This is a genomic window from Pseudomonas rubra (assembly GCF_028656935.1).
In the GTDB taxonomy this organism is placed as follows: Bacteria; Pseudomonadota; Gammaproteobacteria; order Pseudomonadales; family Pseudomonadaceae; genus Aquipseudomonas; species Aquipseudomonas rubra.
Map to the genome: position 1 here is coordinate 1 of NZ_JAMDGZ010000004.1, position 16,558 is coordinate 16,558.

The following is a 16,558-nucleotide window of genomic DNA, read 5'->3' on the forward strand; positions in this document are numbered from 1 at the left end:
GGGTTCATGGAGCCCTTACACTAAATACCCCTTGGGTTGCTCGTTGAAAAACTTGCCAGCAGCTTTGGCCCAGCCTTCCTTATTATGGTCAGTAGCGCCACTCCGCGAGGGGAGGTATGTGAGGCCATCGCCAAACAGCTTCTTCTGTTTCTCTCGTCGCTGACTGTCCACATACTCAAGGAAGCCAAGCTCAATCAGGCGAGGATGAATCGGCACTTGCCGGGCCTCGTCGGTTTTGATCCGCTTTGCTTCGGGGGTCTTCGGATCGTCCGCACAGAAGTGGAAGCATGGATAGCCACAAACCTCCTTGATGTCGCTCGTATCCAGCTGCGCTATCTCGTTAGTGCGGGCGCCTGTGAAGTAGCCTACCAGGGGCATCCAGAACCAATACGGATACGCTTTGGTCCGGTCATTTGGGACTACGCCTTGGTAGATAAATCCAGAAAAAATTGCCTCCACATCGTCCGACGAGAAGGGCTCGCCATCACGACTGCGCTTATTTTCTCTTTTCCGCACGGGCTTAATAATCAAGTCATCGACTCTGACTGAAGTCAGGTCGATGTGTCTGGCATGGTTTTGTATCTGTTTCATTGATGCAATGAGGGCGCTTACTCGCTCGTGCCCGGTCATCTGCTCAGGGTCGTCTGTCAGAAGCTCGTTTAGTGGGGTTGGTGTTGGCGATATAGATGCCGTGGCGCCGCTCTTAATTTTTCGTGCAGCATCGTAGGCTGCTTGCCAATCGTGCTTGCTCAGTTGAATTACAGGCTTGTGCTGTGTAAGAACAGTCATTACGCGAGCGCGGCGTTCTCTCTCTTCCAGCGTGCCTCCATGGTTGGCCTGGCCACCTTTTGAGGAAAGGTCGGCCTTGTCGCGCTCTAGCTGGTGCTGCCACACCTGGTACAAAGTCCAGTCGGACATTGCAGGGTCGTGATTCGATAGCGTATTGGGTGATTTTGTAGCTTCAGCGTAACCGAGATTAGAACTGATGCTGATTCGCACCAACTCATCTCGAAGCTTTGGCAATGCGGAGCGAAGCTCTGTTGGCTGGTAGCACCGGGACATTTCAAGCAGCTGTTTTGCTAGTGGCTCTAACTCATTGGGGATTGGACGGCCACAAGCGCCAGCAAGTAAGCGCTCCACCTCCCGGCGGCGCTGTCGAGCCTCAATCTCTTCGTTCGATAGGATTGGCTCATCCGGCTTGTGTTCATCTACTGGACTAGAAAAGTCCGGGAGCAGCTCCATCAGTTCAGTGTAATCGGATTCAGTAAGGCCGAGCTCATCGCGCTTCACCACACTCATCACTCTGTCAAAGGTTGCTTCATAGCGGGCAGCATACTGCCGAGCACGCTTGCAGGCCAATCTGTGGCTGTCGGTTTTCAGGGTTCGCCTGATTTCGCGCTGTCCGTTGAGTAGATTACGCAGGGGGAGGGGAATCACAATACGGAAATAGAAGGTGCCATGGCGATTCAGCGTGAGGAAGGAAGGATTGCGCTTCATATTGGGAGCCGAGTGATGCCCCACAGGAGTGTCACACCTCAATGGCACACCTGCCGGAAACGGCAGTGCCAGAAAGCACAAAGCCCCGTAAACGGGGCTCTGTGTTGGGTGATGGTGGAGCCGGGGGGATTTGAACCCCCGTCCGCCAGTGATCCGCTGTCGGTACTACATGCTTAGCCGTGTCTATTGAGTTAATCCGCAGCCGCCCGACGGGCAGGGTGCTTTGGACGAGTTGTGTAAGTTTTAGCCGCTTCGTCCACAACGTACTGCACGGCGATCCTGTTCTGTATGACAATCACTTCGGGTTTACAGGCATCCCCTAGTGATTGCTGGAGCCGAAGCTACCAGGAGAGCGGGCTCAGCTGCTTACGCAGCGAGAGCGTAACCCTCGTAGTTTTCGTCATTGGCAACTATAGAAAGTTGCAACAGTGGATTTACGAGTTCTGTTACCAACTCGGCATGCACCTAGAGTTTCACTACCGGCGTCGAATCCTAATCGGCCCCATGTGTTGCGCTCTAGCTGTAAGCGTTTTTCAACGCTTGGGGGTGAGTATACGCCATCGGTCGGGCGACGTCGACTGCTGGTCTGGTCGCCCGCTCGAAGAGTTACTGGCCTTTCTCGGTTTTCTCCAGGCGCTCGATGACTTTGCTGGTGATGGCAATGCAATCTTTGGTGTTGCCCGCAGCCTGAGCCGCCTTGGCGTCGTCGACGTTCTTTTTCACTGCATCGTCGAGGCTTTCGGAGGTGCCGCCTTGGGTTGCCACGGTATCGTTAATTTTTTGCAGGTTGCTGGCGCAGAGGTCCTCGTCTGCGAATACAGGTGAGGCAAGCAGTCCGGTGGCAATGAACAGTGCGCAAATCGCAGTACGCTTCATGTGAATCTCCTTGGCTGGGAAGGCCTCGGGAAACAGGGGCCTAAAGGGATGGACTGCACTGCTTGCCTGGGGTTCAGATTGCTCGCGCCCGGGTCACGCGGTCCACCAGATAAACTAGACCGTGATAATCGATCCCGCCATGGTTCGACAGGCCAATCTCGCAGGTGCGGCTGGTGGAGATCCCTTCACTGCAATACTGCACCGCATCCTTGAGGCTGCGCAGCGAATGGGCGTTGAGCTCAGGGGTGGTGAAACCCTTGTCGCCGGCAAAGCCGCAACAGTGAATGCCCTCGGGAACCACCACCTGCTTGCTGCAACGCCGGGCCAGGTCGATCAGCGCCTGGCTTTCGCCCAGGTGTTGGGTGCTGCAGGTCACGTGCACGGCGACCGGCTCGTCCTGGGGGGTAAACTCCAGTTTGTCGAGCAGGTGAGTGCGGATGAAACGCACAGGGTCATACAGGTCCAGGCGTGTTTCGGCCAGGTCCTGGACCAGGCGCAAGGTGCACGGGCTGGTGTCGCAGTAGATCGGGTCAAGGCCGCCACGGCTGGCGTGGAGCAGGGCAGTGATCAGCTCCTGGCGCTTGTGCTCGGCCTGCTCGGCGTAGCCCTTGGAGGCGAACGGCTGGCCGCAGCAAAGGCTGTCCTGGTTGTCGGGGAACACCACCTGGTAACCAGCTTTTTCCAGCAGGGCACGGGTCTTGTCCAGCAATGAGGTTTGCTCGCGATCAGCCGCCGCCGGGCCCATGACCCGGGAGACACATGCGGCCAGGTACACCACTCGCGGACGTGCGTCGTTGTTGGCCGGGGGCAACTGAATGGCCTTGAGCGGTTGCGGCATGGCCGCTGTCCATTGTGGCACGCGACCATGGCTGAGCTTGCTCAGGCCGGCGCTCAGGCGACTCAGGCGCGGCGCGCCGAGCAAGCGGCGCGCACCATTGGCCGCCTGCAGGGTGAAGCGCGCACCGCTGAGGGCGGCGTGGAAGTTGTCAGCCAGCCAGTCGGCGGTCTTGACGTGGCCGGCGGTCTGGGCGCGCAGTTTTTTCACCAGCTCGCCAGTGTTGATCCCCACCGGGCAGCGCTGGGCGCACAGGCCGGTGGCGGCGCAGGTGTCGATGCCCTGGTACTGGTAGTCGCGCTCCAGCTCATGGGTGTCGCTGCCGGCACGTTTCTTTGCCTGGATATCGCGCCACATAACGATGCGCTGGCGCGGGCTCAGGGTCAGCCCCTTGGACGGGCAGACCGGCTCGCAAAAACCGCATTCGATACACTTGTCGACGATTTCGTCGGCGGCGGGCAACGGCTTGAGGTTCTTCAGATGGATCTGCGGGTCGTGGCTGAGCACCACATCCGGGTTGAGGATGCCATTGGGGTCGAGCAGGTGCTTGAGCTGCCACATCAGCTGGTAGGCATCGCTGCCCCATTCCAGCTCGACGAAGGGCGCCATGTTACGCCCGGTGCCGTGCTCGGCCTTGAGCGAACCACCGAATTCCACTGCCACCAGTTGTGCGACGTCGTCCATGAAAGCCTGGTAACGGGCGACTTCTTCGGCGCTGTTGAAGCCTTGGGTGAAGACGAAGTGCAGGTTGCCTTCCAGGGCGTGACCAAACAGGATGGCTTCGTCATAGCGGTGCTTGTCGAACAGCGCGATCAAGCGATTGACGCCGATGGCCAGTTGCTCGACCGGAAAGGTCACGTCTTCGATGATGACGGTGGTGCCGGTCTTGCGTACGGCGCCGACGGCGGGGAAGGTGTCTTTGCGAATGGCCCAGAGCTTGGCGTTTTCCTTGGCGTCTTCGGTGAAGTCGATCTGCTTCTCCACCGGGAAGCTCGCCAGCGACGCCATGATCTGTGCCAGTTGTTCGTGCAGCAGCGCCTGGGTCGCCGCACGGGATTCGATCAGCAGCGCACAGGCGCTTTCGGACAGTTGCTGGACAAAGGCCGGCATGCCGGGCTTGTCCTGCACCGAACGCAGGCTGCGCCGGTCGAGCAGCTCCACAGCCGACACCGGTTGGCTTTTCAGCACGGTGACGGCGTTGCAGCAGGTTTCTACATCCGGGAAGACAATCAGCGCCGAGGCTTTGTTCGGGTGATCGATCACTGTGTCGTAGGTCACCGCACTGATAAAGCCCAAAGTTCCTTCGGAGCCGACCAGCAGGTGATTGAGGATATCCAGCGGCTGGTCAAAGTCGATCAGGGCATTGAGCGACAGGCCAGTGGTGTTTTTCAGGCGGTACTTGTGGCGGATCTTAGTTGCCAGTTCGGTATTGGCACGGGTTTCCCGCGCCAGGCGCGCCAGATCATCGAGCAAGCTGGCGTGGCTTTTTTCGAAGGCGCTGACGCTGGCCGGATCTTCGCTGTCCAGGCGCGTGCCGTCGGCCAGCACCAGGCGAATGCCGGCCAGGGTGTGATAGGTGTTCTGCGCAGTGCCACAGCACATGCCACTGGCATTGTTGGCGACGATGCCGCCGATCTTGCAGGCGTTGATCGAGGCCGGGTCCGGGCCGATCTTGCGTCCGAACGGCGCCAGCCAGGCATTAGCCTGGGCGCCGATGACCCCGGGCTGCAGGCGGATCTGCTGACCCTGGTGGCGAATCTCGCGGCCGTTCCAGTTATCGCCGAGCACGATCAACAGCGAATCACTGATGGCCTGGCCGGACAGGCTGGTACCCGCGGCGCGGAAGGTAACCGGCACACGCTCGCGCTGGGCCAATTGGAGCAGGGCGACCACTTCGTCTTCGGACTCGACCCGCACCACCAGTTTGGGGATCAGCCGGTAGAAACTGGCATCGGTGCCGAAGGCCAGGGTCGAGAGCGGGTCGTCGAACCGTCGCTCGCCGGGTATCAGGCGTGCGACCGAGTCGAGGAACGCGGCGGGCAGACTCATGCAATCTCCTCACGGGGCAGTGGCGTCTGATGCGCCGCGTACCCCGGTCAATCAGGCTGTGATTCGAAGGCGCGGCAATCAGGCACCCAGTTCGCGGACCAGCGAGTCGCGGCTGATTTCGCTGATCGATTTGGCGCCCGTCAGCACCATGGCCACGCGCATTTCTTTTTCGAACAGGTCCAGCAGGTTTTTCACCCCGGCTTCACCGGCGCAGGCCAAGGCGTACAGGAACGCGCGGCCGATCAGCACGGTGTCGGCGCCCAGGGCGATCATGCGCACCACATCCAGGCCGCTGCGAATGCCGGAGTCGGCGAGGATCTTCAGGTCACCTTTTACTGCGTCGGCAATGGCCGGAAGCGCGCGGGCACTGGACAGCACGCCGTCCAGCTGGCGACCGCCGTGGTTGGAAACGACGATACCGTCTGCGCCGAATTTCACCGCATCCTTGGCATCTTCAGGGTCGAGAATGCCCTTGATGACCATCGGGCCGTCCCAGAAGTCGCGGATCCACTCCAGATCCTTCCAGGAAATAGACGGGTCGAAGTTGGCACCGAGCCAGCCGATATAGTCGGCCAGGCCAGTAGGGCTGCCACGGTACTTGGAAATGTTGCCCAGATCGTGTGGTTTGCCCAGCAGGCCGACATCCAGGGCCCACTGCGGGTGGGTCATGGCCTGCCAGACGCGGCGCAGCGGTGCATTCGGGCCGCTCATGCCAGAGTGGGCATCGCGGTAGCGGGCGCCGGGCACCGGCATGTCCACGGTGAACACCAGGGTGGTGACGCCTGCGGCCTTGGCGCGCTCCAGGGCGTTGCGCATGAAGCCGCGGTCCTTGAGCACGTAAAGCTGGAACCACATCGGCCGGTCAATGGCCGGCGCCACTTCTTCGATCGGGCACACCGATACCGTCGACATCGTGAACGGAATGCCTTTGGCCGCTGCAGCGCGGGCCGCCTGGACCTCGCCGCGGCGTGCGTACATGCCGGTCAGGCCGACGGGCGCCAGGGCCACCGGCATGCTCAGGGTTTCGTTGAACAGCTGGGTCTCGAGGCTCAGTTGCGACATGTTCTTCAGGACGCGTTGGCGCAGGGCGATACTGGCCAGGTCCTGGACGTTGTGGCGCAGCGTGTGCTCGGCGTAGGCACCGCCGTCGGCGTAGTGGAACAGGAACGGCGGCAGCTTGCGTTGAGCGGCTGCGCGGTAATCGGTAGAGGCAGAGATGATCATGAGGTCTCGCAGCGTTGGTTAAAGGGGCGGCTGCCGGGCGCGCCATAACGCGCCCGGCCCCTGACACTTTAGTGAACCAGCATGCCGGTCAGCCAATAGGCCTGGATCAGTGTGATCAGGCCGACAATGGTGGCGAAGAACAAGCTGTGCTTGAGGGTGAAGCGGAACAGGTCCGACTCTTTGCCGACCAGGCCGGTGGCGGCGCAGGCCACGGCGATGGACTGCGGCGAGATCATCTTGCCGGTTACGCCGCCGCTGGTGTTGGCGGCCACCAGCAAGGTGTCGCTGACCCCGATCTGGTGTGCGGTGGTGGCCTGCAGCGAGCTGAACAGGGCGTTGGACGAGGTGTCTGAGCCGGTCAGGAACACGCCCAGCCAGCCGAGGAACGGCGAGAAGAACGGGAACGCCGCGCCGGTACCGGCCAGGACCAGGGCCATGGTCGAGGACATGCCCGAGTAGTTGGTGACGAAGGCGAAGGCCAGGACCATGCCGATCGACAGGATCGGCCAGCGCAGCTCGTAGAAGGTCTCTTTTAAAGTGGTCAGACCAGTTTTGAAGTTGATCTTCAGCACCAGCATAGAGATCAGCGCCGAGAAGAAGATCGCCGTGCCTGTGGCTGAAATCGGGTCGAGCTTGAACACCGCCGGGATCGCCGTCGGGGTGGCAACGATTGGTGCGCTCTTGATCACCAGTTGATCCAGGTGCGGGATGGCGAAGTTGAACACCCAGCTGTACATCGAGCCGCCGGCGGCGAAGGCAGCCTTGAACGGCTTGAGGGTCCAAACGGTGACCAGCACGGTGAGGATCAGGAACGGCGACCAGGCTTTGAAAATTTCACCCAGGCTGTAAGGCGAAGGCTGGCTGCCACCGGCATTGACCACTGCGGCGCCGACGCTGCCTTTGGCGCCAGCGAACGAGCGCTTGGGCTGCCAGACTTTGAGGAACAGGGTCAGGGAAACCAGGCTGGCCAGGGCCGAGGTGATGTCCGGCAGTTCCGGGCCGATGAAGTTCGAGGTGAAGTACTGGGTCACGGCAAAGCTCAGGCCGGCGACCAGGGCAGCGGGCCAGGTTTCCTTGACGCCGCGCAGACCGTCCATCATGAACACCAGCCAGAACGGCACGAACAGCGACAGCAGTGGCAGTTGGCGACCGGTCATGGCGCCGATCTTGAATGCATCGATCCCGGTGACCTGCCCGGCCACGATGATCGGAATGCCCAGGGCGCCGAAGGCTACTGGCGCGGTGTTGGCGATCAGGCACAGGCCGGCTGCGTATAGCGGGTTGAAGCCCAGGCCCACCAGCAGGGCCGCGGTAATTGCCACGGGGGCGCCGAAACCTGCCGCACCCTCGAGGAAGGCGCCGAAGCAGAAGCCGATCAACAGCACCTGCAGGCGCTGGTCGTCGGTGATCGACAGTACTGAGCTGCGGATCACTTCGAACTGGCCGCTCTTGACCGTCAGCTTGTACAGGAATACGGCGGCGACAATGATCCAGGCAATCGGCCACAGGCCATAGGCAAAGCCGTATCCGGCGGCGGCAAGGGCCATGTCGGCGGGCATCTGGAAGGCAAAGATCGCCACCAGGATCGACAGGCCCAGCGTGATGCTGCCCGCCACATGGCCCTTGAGGCGGAACACCGCCAGCGCGAGGAAGAAGAACACGATTGGGATGACTGCCGCGAGCGCGGACAGGCCAAGACTACCAAGCGGACTGTAAAGCTGTTGCCAGGTTTGCATATGGGGTGGCCCCTAATTGTTGTTGGTCAGCACTGGCATTGGATAATTGGTAAGACCAATTTACAATGTCGAGGCGCTAGGTTAAAAGCCTCCTTGCGGCTGTGTCAATTTGTCCCAGGAAAACTTTCGTCGGGTTTGCTCGGTAAAGGGGGCCTGAGCGGCAGGGAAATTTGCCAACTGATGGGTGTCGGCGGGTCGCGGATGCGCCAGAATAGACAGCCCCGAACGCACTCGGGATTGTGGAGAGCATGTGATGGTTTTTGATCAGGTCCGCCAACGCCGTTTGTCCGACGATATCGTCGAACGGCTGGAAGGGATGATTCTTGAGGGCACCTTGACGGCCGGTCAGCGCCTGCCTGCCGAGCGGGCGCTGGCCGAACAGTTCGGCGTGTCACGACCGTCGTTGCGCGAAGCGATCCAGAAACTGGTGGCCAAAGGCTTGCTGGTCAGTCGTCAGGGCGGCGGCAACTACGTGGCCGAATCTCTCGGCTCAACCTTCAGTGACCCATTGCTGCAGTTGCTTGAGAGCAACCCTGAAGCACAGCGCGACTTGCTGGAATTCCGGCATACCCTGGAGGCATCGTGCGCCTATTATGCGGCGATCCGCGCTACCGAACCGGACCGCCAACGGCTCAAGGCGGCCTTCGATACCTTGCAGGATTGCTACGCCCGCGCGGGTGAAGTGGATCGGGCCGAGGAGGGTGCGGCCGATGCGCGCTTCCACCTGGCGATCGCCGAGGCCAGCCATAATGCTGTGCTGCTGCACACCATCCGTGGCCTGTTCGACCTGCTCAAGCGTAACGTGGTGACCAATATCGGCGGAATGTACAAGCAGCGTGCCGAAACCCGCGACATGCTCATCAGTCAGCACCGCGAGCTGTACCTGGCGATTGTCGAGGGGCGTGCCGAGGAGGCTCGCGAAGTGTCCAGCCGGCACATTACCTATGTGCAGGAAGTGCTCGACGAAGTGCGCCAGGAAGTTCAGCGGGTGGCGCGGGCGGAGCGCCGAAGCGGGCGCTAGCAATCGCGGGGCAAGCCCGCTTCCACAAGGGTCACTTAAACCCTGTGGGGGCTTGCCCCGCGATGAGTCAAAGCCAGACTGAAATCAGTCTTCCTTGCCCTTGTTACGCACCGCGCGCTGTAATTCGCGGTCGGAATCGCGCTCGCGCTGGGTATCGCGCTTGTCGTATTCCTTCTTGCCCTTGCCCAGCGCGATCTCGCACTTGATCAAGTGCTTGCTCCAATAGATCGACAAGGCGACGCAGGTGTAGCCCTTTTGCTGGACGGCCGCGTGCAGGCGTTCCAGCTCACGACGGTTGAGCAGCAGTTTGCGGGTACGTGTCGGGTCGGCGATGACGTGAGTACTGGCGGCTGTCAGCGGCGTGATATGGCTGCCCATCAGCCAGGCTTCGCCATCTTTGAGCACCACATAACTATCGGTCAGGTGCGCCTTGCCGGCACGCAGACTTTTTACTTCCCAACCGGACAGGACCAATCCGGCCTCGAACTTGTGCTCGATGAAGTAATCGTGACGCGCCTTTTTATTCTGCGCGATGGTCCCTGTCGGATGTTTCGTTTGTTTAGCCATAGGGGCGGCATTATAGGCAGTCGTTGCGCTGTCGGCTACGGGGTAGCGGTGCGCTTGAGCCATTGCCGTGAATCCCGGACAATGCCCGCTCTTGATGCGCCCTGTGGCGCCCCTCGGCATTCTGGTTGTGTGTGCCGCTCAGCTTTGGAATTGACCCCTGGATGACTACCCATATTCAACGTTCGGCCCTGCTGCCCTATCCCGCCCAGGCCCTGTACGACCTGGTCAATGATGTGGCGCGCTACCCGGAGTTCCTGCCCTGGTGTTCGTCCAGCACCGTGATGGAAGAAAGCGATACGCACATGCGTGCACGCCTTGAAGTGGCAAAGGGAGGCATGAGCCAGCAGTTTGTTACCAGCAATGTACTGGTGCCGGGTCAGTCCATCGAAATGAACCTTGAAGAGGGCCCCTTTAGCCAGTTGCATGGCGTTTGGGTGTTCAAGCCGTTGGGCGACAAAGCCTGCAAGATCAGCCTCGACCTGTCTTTCGATTACGCCGGGCCACTGGTGCGTGCCACCTTGGGGCCACTGTTCAATCAGGCCGCCAATACCCTGGTCGATGCCTTCTGTCAGCGTGCCAAGCAACTCCATGTCTGAGGTGTTGCTAGCGATCGAGGTGGTGTATGCCGGGATCGAGCGACAGGTGCTGCTCAGTGTTGAGGTGCCGGCAGGTACGACCATTAATGAAGCGCTGAAACTGTCGGCAATCGCCGCGCATGTTCCCGAGGCTGATGTTCAGGGCTGTTCGGTCGGAATCTTTGGCCGGGTGATTACCAACCCTGAAGGGCACAAGGTCGAGGCGGGTGATCGCATCGAGATCTACCGGCCCTTGCTGGCAGACCCGAAAGAGGTGCGTAAGCAGCGCGCGGCCAAGGTCGCCAGGGTTTTCAAGAAAGCCAGGCGCTGAATCGAAGACAATAAAAAGCCCGGACTGATCCGGGCTTTTTTATCCGCTTTACTGCGGTGAGGTGTCCAGCGGCTCTGGCATCGGTACCGGGGTGACCTCGATGGTGTCCACGTCTTTCTGGATGGTGTCTTCCAGTGAGCCAGGCTTGGCAGGTTTTTCCTGCGTTGCAGGTTCGCTGCTGCCGGCGGGGCTGACGGTAGTGTCGCTGCTGCCACCGAGGATTTCCTGGTCGCGGCTGACGCCGGGCATGAAGTCACCGGACAGGCTGCTGAGCTGATCGTTCTCGTTGAAGAAGATGCTCATGCGCTCCTGTTGGCGCTCACCGCCACCAGGCTGCAGGCTGTACAGGTAATCCCAGCGATTGGTGTGGAAGGTATCCTGGATCAGCGGGTTGCCCATGATAAACCGTACTTGCCGGCGGGTCATTCCCGGGCGCAATTGGTCTATCATGTCTTGCGTGACGACATTGCCCTGCTGGATGTCGATTTTGTAAACCCCGGGGAACGAGCAACCGGCGAGTGCGAGCAGTCCCACGAGGGTGAGGCTGGTTAGCAAGAGCTTGGTGTTTTGCATCGGTGGGCGACTTCCACTATCTTGGCTGGACAACGTAAACCCCGATCATACCCGTATTCAGAGAAGCTGCGAAGCAGCATCGGCGAGAAAGCTGACCATGGTTGAAAATAGCGAACTGCGCAAAGCCGGTCTCAAGGTGACACTGCCTCGAGTAAAAATTCTACAGATGCTCGACTCTACCGAGCAGCGTCACATGAGTGCTGAGGATGTCTACAAGGCGCTGATGGAAGCGGGCGAGGACGTCGGTCTGGCCACGGTTTACCGTGTTCTGACCCAGTTCGAGGCCGCAGGTCTGGTCGTGCGCCACAACTTCGATGGCGGCCACGCTGTGTTCGAATTGGCTGATGGTGGTCATCACGACCATATGGTCAACGTCGACTCCGGCGAAGTCATCGAATTCTTCGACAGTGAAATTGAAAAGCGTCAGAAGGAAATCGTTGCCGAACACGGCTTCGAACTGGTTGACCACAATCTGGTTCTGTACGTACGCAAGAAAAAGTAAGCAATTTTTACATTGCTGCAGAAGTACTGAAGGCGACCCTGGGGTCGCCTTCGTGCTTTGTGCCTGACTGCATTTAGTAATGGTGCGGCGTCTCAGGCCTTGCTAGTGACTACCATTTTGCGTGCATGGGCCAGGGATTCCTTGGTCAGGTCGATGCCGCCGAGCATGCGGGCAACTTCTTCAACGCGCTCGCGCTTGCCCAGGCTGGCGACGGCGGTATGGGTGGCATCGCTGTTGCGGACCTTGTGCACGAACAGATGATGATGGCCCTGGGCGGCCACTTGCGGCAGGTGAGTGACGGTCAGTACCTGGCCGCGTTCGCCCAGGCGGCGCAGCAACTGGCCGACGATCTCTGCCGTTGGCCCGCCGATACCGACGTCGACTTCGTCGAACACCAGGGTCGGGATGCGCGAGGTCTGTGCGGTGATCACCTGGATTGCCAGGCTAATCCGCGACAGCTCGCCGCCGGACGCGACCTTGGCCAAGGCCTTGAGCGGTTGTCCGGGGTTGGCGCTGACCAGCAGCTCGACCTGTTCCAGGCCCTGGGGTTGCAGGTCGTCGCCGTTGTTGGCGCGCAGCTCGATGCTAAAGCGCCCGCCGGGCATGCCCAGGCGCTGGATCTCCTGCTCCACCGCGCTGGCAAGCTGGCTGGCGGCTTGCTGGCGCAAGGCACTCAATTCGCCTGCCTTGTCCTGGTAGTGACGGGCATAGGCGACCAGCTCTTCGCCCAGGCGCTCGATCGATTCGTCGTTGGCGTTGAGGTTTTCCAGCTCTTCCATCAGTCGCTGCTGCAAGCCGGCCAGCTCGGTGGGGTGCACGCGGTGTTTGCGGGCCAGCGTATAGATGGTGTCGAGACGCTCCTCGAGCTGTTGCAGGCGCGCGGGGTCAGCATCGAAGTTGTCGAGGAAGCGGTTCAGCTCGCCAACAGCCTCCTCTACCTGGATCTGCGCGCTGGCGATCAGGGTGGCCGCCTCGCCCAGGGCCTTGGGTGCGTTGTGCACGGCGGTCAGGCGGTTCAGGCTGGCGGTCAGGGCATTGAGCACGTTGCCCGAGTCATTTTCGCTGCAGTGGTCGATGACCTGGCGACAGATGCCAAACAGGGCTTCGGCATTGGTCAGGTTCTTGTGTTCCTGCTCCAGCAGATCCAGTTCATTTTCGCCCAGACCGAGGTTGTCCAGTTCTTCGAGCTGGTAGCTGAGCAATTGATGTTGCGCGCGTTGCTCATCGCCGGAGTTGGACAGGCGCTCGAGTTCCTGGCGGGTCTGGCGCCAGCGCTGGGCGGCAAGCTGTACCTGGCGGGCGAGGTCGGTGGCGCCAGCGTACTCGTCGAGCAAGCGGCGGTGGGTGTCGGTTTTCAGCAGCGACTGGTGTTCGTGCTGGCTGTGGATGTCGATGAGCAGCTCGCCAAGGGCCTTGAGGTCGCCGAGCGGGCAGGGTGTGCCATTGATGTAGCCACGGCTGCGGCCTTCGGCGGTGATCACTCGGCGCAGGATGCACGGGCCGTCGCTGTCGAGATCACGTTCGGCCAGCCAGGCGCGTGCCTCGGGGATGTCCGCCAGGTCGAAGGTGGCGAGGATATCGGCCTTGTCGGCCCCGGGGCGCACTACGCCGCTGTCGGCGCGATCGCCCAGGGTCAGGCCCAGAGCGTCGAGCATGATCGATTTGCCAGCCCCGGTTTCACCGGTGATGACGCTCATCCCGCGGGCGAGTTCAAGGTCCAGATGTTCGACGATGGCGTAATTGTGTACGGACAGGTGCACCAGCATTGGGGCGGCTCCCAGGCGTTAAGTCTGGTTATTTATACAGTGTTTTTTGAGTGGCTGACAATGCTGGTTTTTAGTTCAATTTGGTTATCAGGGCGGCGTTCTGATTGCGATGGGTTATGAGTGAATGTGTGCAAGTGCTCTTGCAGGCCCTTGAACCTGGGTTTTACGACCCCATATAGCCGGCAGACGCGCGAGTAACGCTCGCAGACCTTATTCGAGAGGAGAGATTTTATGGCTGACGAACAGCAGCTGGATGAACAGAATCTGAACGCCGAAGCGACTGGCGGCCAAGAACTGAGCGCCCGCGTGCAGGTGCTCGAAGAGCAGCTGGCGGCGGCCCAGGATCAATCCCTGCGCACCGCCGCCGACCTGCAGAACGTGCGCCGCCGCGCCGAGCAGGACGTTGAGAAGGCACACAAGTTCGCCCTGGAAAAGTTCGCCGGTGACCTGCTGCCGGTCATCGACAGCCTCGAGCGCGGCCTGGAGCTGTCCAGCCCGGACGACGAGAGTATTCGCCCGATGCGCGAAGGCATCGAGCTGACCCTGAAAATGTTCCACGACACCCTCAAGCGCTACAACCTTGAAGCCATCGACCCGCACGGCGAACCGTTCAACGCCGAACACCACCAGGCGATGGCCATGCAGGAAAGCGCCGAAGTCGAGCCCAACAGCGTGCTTAAGGTGTTCCAGAAAGGCTACCAGCTCAACGGTCGCCTGCTGCGCCCGGCCATGGTTGTGGTCAGCAAGGCCCCGGCAGCGGTTCAGCCGTCGATTGACGAGCAGGCTTGAAATCGTTCCCGGCGCCCCCATCTAAGTGTCAAGCATTCAAGTATTACCGCAGTTAGCCACCACTGCTGCGGCAACCAAATTCAAGTTTCGGGAGAGTTAACATGGGTAAAATCATCGGTATCGACCTGGGGACCACCAACTCCTGCGTCTCCATTCTGGAAAACGGCAACGTCAAGGTTATCGAGAACGCCGAAGGCGCTCGTACCACTCCGTCGATCATTGCCTACGCCAACGATGGCGAAATCCTGGTTGGTCAGTCGGCCAAGCGCCAGGCGGTCACCAATCCGCACAACACCCTGTACGCGGTAAAACGTCTGATCGGCCGTCGCTTCGATGAAGAAGTGGTGCAGAAAGACATCCAGATGGTTCCGTACAAGATCGTCAAGGCTGACAACAGTGACGCCTGGGTTGAAGTGAACGGCCAGAAAATGGCGCCGCCACAAATCTCGGCTGAAATCCTCAAGAAGATGAAGAAGACCGCCGAAGACTACCTCGGCGAGCCAGTGACCGAAGCGGTGATCACCGTTCCGGCCTACTTCAACGACAGCCAGCGCCAGGCCACCAAAGACGCCGGCCGCATCGCCGGTCTGGACGTGAAACGTATCATCAACGAACCGACCGCAGCTGCTCTGGCTTACGGTATGGACAAGGCCAAGGGCGATCACACCGTGATCGTTTACGACCTGGGTGGCGGTACCTTCGACGTCTCCGTGATCGAGATCGCTGAAGTCGATGGCGAGCACCAGTTTGAAGTTCTGGCCACCAACGGTGATACGTTCCTCGGTGGTGAAGACTTCGACATCCGTCTGATCGACTACCTCGTCGACGAGTTCAAGAAAGAAAGCGGCATGAACCTCAAGGGTGACCCGCTGGCCATGCAGCGCCTGAAAGAAGCTGCTGAGAAGGCTAAAATCGAACTGTCCTCGAGCCAGATGACCGACGTCAACCTGCCGTACATCACTGCAGATGCCACCGGTCCTAAGCACCTGAACGTGAAGATCTCCCGCGCCAAGCTGGAATCGCTGGTAGAAGACCTGGTTCAGCGCACCATCGAGCCATGCCGCATTGCCATGAAAGACGCCGGTATCGACGTCAGCAAGATCGACGACGTGATCCTGGTCGGCGGTCAGACCCGTATGCCAATGGTGCAAAAAGCGGTTACCGACTTCTTCGGCAAAGAAGCGCGTAAAGACGTCAACCCGGACGAAGCGGTTGCCATGGGTGCTGCCATCCAGGGTGCGGTACTGGCCGGTGACGTCAAAGATGTGCTGCTGCTGGACGTCAGCCCGCTGACCCTGGGTATCGAAACCATGGGTGGCGTGATGACCGCGCTGATCGAGAAGAACACCACTATCCCGACCAAAAAGTCGCAAGTGTTCTCGACTGCCGATGACAACCAGGGTGCGGTGACCATCCACGTGCTGCAAGGTGAGCGCAAACAGGCTGCACAGAACAAGTCCCTGGGCAAGTTCGACCTGGCCGACATTCCACCAGCACCACGTGGCGTGCCACAGATCGAAGTGACCTTCGACATCGACGCCAACGGCATTCTGCATGTCGGCGCTAAAGACAAGGCCACTGGCAAGACCCAGTCGATCGTGATCAAGGCCAACTCCGGTCTGTCTGATGAAGAAATTCAGCAGATGATCCGCGACGCCGAAGCGAACTCGGAAGAAGACCGCAAGTTCGAAGAGCTGGCCGCTGCCCGTAACCAGGGTGATGCGCTGGTTCACTCGACCCGCAAGATGGTCGTTGACGCCGGTGACAAGGTCACTGCCGACGAAAAGACTGCCATCGAAGCGGCCGTGGTTGCCTTGGAAGCTGCCATCAAGGGCGACGACAAGGCTGCCATCGACGCCAAGGTCGAAGAGCTGTCGAAGGTCTCGGCCCCGGTTGCCCAGAAGATGTACGCCGAGCAGTCGGCCGAACAGCCTCAGGGTGGCGCTCAGCAGGCTGAGCCGGAAGCTAAGCACGACGACGTCGTCGACGCTGAGTTTGAAGAAGTCAAAGACAACAAGTAATTGCTACAGGTTGTCGGCCAGTTGACCGTTTTTTGAGGGTTGGCTGGTAGGATGTCGCCGCGCGGGGGCTTGCTCCCGCGTTGGCGTGTCTGGAATACCCGAATTTTTACAGCATTTGTCAGTCACCGCAGGGTGGTGAGGCAGGTGCTGGCGGCACAGCGCGAAATGCGCAGAGGTATGCCGAACGTCCTCAAGA

At 60.3% G+C, this 16,558-nt stretch carries 14 protein-coding genes and 1 other RNA gene; 6 read left to right on the top strand and 9 right to left on the bottom strand.

Annotated features, from left to right (window positions below; genetic code table 11):
- Positions 1 to 15 precede the first annotated feature (15 nt).
- The 6 genes from M5G17_RS02275 to M5G17_RS02300 form a co-directional block, all read right to left on the bottom strand.
- Positions 16 to 1,497: a DUF6538 domain-containing protein gene (locus tag M5G17_RS02275; RefSeq protein ID WP_273891387.1), complete on the bottom strand. Its 1,482-nt coding sequence runs from the start codon at positions 1,495 to 1,497 to the stop codon at positions 16 to 18.
- Positions 1,498 to 1,609: 112 nt separating this feature from the next.
- Positions 1,610 to 2,001, bottom strand: a transfer-messenger RNA (tmRNA) gene (gene ssrA / locus M5G17_RS02280).
- 102 nt (positions 2,002 to 2,103) lie between these two features.
- Positions 2,104 to 2,373 carry a hypothetical protein gene (locus M5G17_RS02285; RefSeq protein WP_273891388.1) on the bottom strand — a complete coding sequence of 90 codons (270 nt, stop codon included), beginning with the start codon at positions 2,371 to 2,373 and terminating at the stop codon, positions 2,104 to 2,106.
- 73 nt (positions 2,374 to 2,446) lie between these two features.
- Complete coding sequence (locus tag M5G17_RS02290) at positions 2,447 to 5,257, bottom strand: FAD-binding and (Fe-S)-binding domain-containing protein (RefSeq protein ID WP_273891389.1); 2,811 nt, start codon at positions 5,255 to 5,257, stop codon at positions 2,447 to 2,449.
- A gap of 78 nt (positions 5,258 to 5,335) precedes the next feature.
- Positions 5,336 to 6,481 carry an FMN-dependent L-lactate dehydrogenase LldD gene (gene lldD / locus M5G17_RS02295; RefSeq protein WP_273891390.1) on the bottom strand — a complete coding sequence of 382 codons (1,146 nt, stop codon included), beginning with the start codon at positions 6,479 to 6,481 and terminating at the stop codon, positions 5,336 to 5,338.
- Positions 6,482 to 6,549: 68 nt separating this feature from the next.
- The gene (locus M5G17_RS02300) at positions 6,550 to 8,217 is read right to left on the bottom strand and encodes a lactate permease LctP family transporter (RefSeq protein ID WP_273891391.1); all 1,668 of its coding nucleotides are present in this window, start codon (positions 8,215 to 8,217) and stop codon (positions 6,550 to 6,552) included.
- Positions 8,218 to 8,470: 253 nt separating this feature from the next.
- Here M5G17_RS02300 and M5G17_RS02305 point away from each other — a divergent pair, with 253 nt between their 5' ends.
- Complete coding sequence (locus M5G17_RS02305) at positions 8,471 to 9,238, top strand: GntR family transcriptional regulator (RefSeq protein WP_273891392.1); 768 nt, start codon at positions 8,471 to 8,473, stop codon at positions 9,236 to 9,238.
- A gap of 84 nt (positions 9,239 to 9,322) precedes the next feature.
- Here the strand turns inward: M5G17_RS02305 and smpB are convergent, their stop codons facing one another.
- Positions 9,323 to 9,805, bottom strand: coding sequence for an SsrA-binding protein SmpB (gene smpB, locus M5G17_RS02310; RefSeq protein WP_107026450.1), 483 nt, complete (start codon positions 9,803 to 9,805; stop codon positions 9,323 to 9,325).
- A 161-nt stretch (positions 9,806 to 9,966) separates the two neighbouring features.
- On the opposite strand from smpB, the gene M5G17_RS02315 reads away from it, so the two are divergent.
- Together M5G17_RS02315 and M5G17_RS02320 are read left to right on the top strand one after the other, a co-directional pair.
- The gene (locus M5G17_RS02315) at positions 9,967 to 10,401 is read left to right on the top strand and encodes a type II toxin-antitoxin system RatA family toxin (protein ID WP_130266372.1); all 435 of its coding nucleotides are present in this window, start codon (positions 9,967 to 9,969) and stop codon (positions 10,399 to 10,401) included.
- Positions 10,394 to 10,711, top strand: coding sequence for an RnfH family protein (locus tag M5G17_RS02320; RefSeq protein ID WP_273891394.1), 318 nt, complete (start codon positions 10,394 to 10,396; stop codon positions 10,709 to 10,711). Before M5G17_RS02315 ends, M5G17_RS02320 begins: the two co-directional genes overlap by 8 nt.
- A 48-nt stretch (positions 10,712 to 10,759) precedes the next feature.
- Here M5G17_RS02320 and M5G17_RS02325 read toward each other — a convergent pair whose 3' ends face one another.
- Entirely contained in the window at positions 10,760 to 11,284 is a 525-nt protein-coding gene (locus tag M5G17_RS02325; RefSeq protein ID WP_273891395.1) for an outer membrane protein assembly factor BamE, read from the bottom strand.
- A 97-nt stretch (positions 11,285 to 11,381) separates the two neighbouring features.
- Between M5G17_RS02325 and fur the strand changes: the two genes are divergently transcribed.
- A complete protein-coding gene (gene fur, locus M5G17_RS02330; RefSeq protein ID WP_038998648.1) occupies positions 11,382 to 11,786 on the top strand; it encodes a ferric iron uptake transcriptional regulator in 405 nt (134 codons plus the stop codon).
- 92 nt (positions 11,787 to 11,878) lie between these two features.
- Here the strand turns inward: fur and recN are convergent, their stop codons facing one another.
- On the bottom strand, positions 11,879 to 13,552 hold the full coding sequence (gene recN / locus M5G17_RS02335) for a DNA repair protein RecN (protein WP_273891396.1): 1,674 nt from the start codon (positions 13,550 to 13,552) through the stop codon (positions 11,879 to 11,881).
- 231 nt (positions 13,553 to 13,783) lie between these two features.
- Here recN and grpE point away from each other — a divergent pair, with 231 nt between their 5' ends.
- Both grpE and dnaK read left to right on the top strand, forming a co-directional pair.
- The gene (gene grpE / locus M5G17_RS02340) at positions 13,784 to 14,341 is read left to right on the top strand and encodes a nucleotide exchange factor GrpE (RefSeq protein ID WP_273891397.1); all 558 of its coding nucleotides are present in this window, start codon (positions 13,784 to 13,786) and stop codon (positions 14,339 to 14,341) included.
- 101 nt (positions 14,342 to 14,442) lie between these two features.
- Complete coding sequence (gene dnaK, locus M5G17_RS02345; RefSeq protein WP_273891398.1) at positions 14,443 to 16,362, top strand: molecular chaperone DnaK; 1,920 nt, start codon at positions 14,443 to 14,445, stop codon at positions 16,360 to 16,362.
- Positions 16,363 to 16,558 lie beyond the last annotated feature (196 nt).

Bases quoted from the DNA above. Each gene is read 5' to 3' on its own strand.
- dnaK (WP_273891398.1), top strand. From the start codon at position 14,443: ATGGGTAAAATCATCGGTATCGACCTGGGGACCACCAACTCCTGCGTC.
- M5G17_RS02285 (WP_273891388.1), bottom strand. From the start codon at position 2,373: ATGAAGCGTACTGCGATTTGCGCACTGTTCATTGCCACCGGACTGCTT.
- lldD (WP_273891390.1), bottom strand. From the start codon at position 6,481: ATGATCATCTCTGCCTCTACCGATTACCGCGCAGCCGCTCAACGCAAG.
- fur (WP_038998648.1), top strand. From the start codon at position 11,382: ATGGTTGAAAATAGCGAACTGCGCAAAGCCGGTCTCAAGGTGACACTG.
- smpB (WP_107026450.1), bottom strand. From the start codon at position 9,805: ATGGCTAAACAAACGAAACATCCGACAGGGACCATCGCGCAGAATAAA.
- grpE (WP_273891397.1), top strand. From the start codon at position 13,784: ATGGCTGACGAACAGCAGCTGGATGAACAGAATCTGAACGCCGAAGCG.
- M5G17_RS02275 (WP_273891387.1), bottom strand. From the start codon at position 1,497: ATGAAGCGCAATCCTTCCTTCCTCACGCTGAATCGCCATGGCACCTTC.
- M5G17_RS02290 (WP_273891389.1), bottom strand. From the start codon at position 5,257: ATGAGTCTGCCCGCCGCGTTCCTCGACTCGGTCGCACGCCTGATACCC.
- M5G17_RS02325 (WP_273891395.1), bottom strand. From the start codon at position 11,284: ATGCAAAACACCAAGCTCTTGCTAACCAGCCTCACCCTCGTGGGACTG.
- recN (WP_273891396.1), bottom strand. From the start codon at position 13,552: ATGCTGGTGCACCTGTCCGTACACAATTACGCCATCGTCGAACATCTG.
- M5G17_RS02315 (WP_130266372.1), top strand. From the start codon at position 9,967: ATGACTACCCATATTCAACGTTCGGCCCTGCTGCCCTATCCCGCCCAG.
- M5G17_RS02320 (WP_273891394.1), top strand. From the start codon at position 10,394: ATGTCTGAGGTGTTGCTAGCGATCGAGGTGGTGTATGCCGGGATCGAG.
- M5G17_RS02300 (WP_273891391.1), bottom strand. From the start codon at position 8,217: ATGCAAACCTGGCAACAGCTTTACAGTCCGCTTGGTAGTCTTGGCCTG.
- M5G17_RS02305 (WP_273891392.1), top strand. From the start codon at position 8,471: ATGGTTTTTGATCAGGTCCGCCAACGCCGTTTGTCCGACGATATCGTC.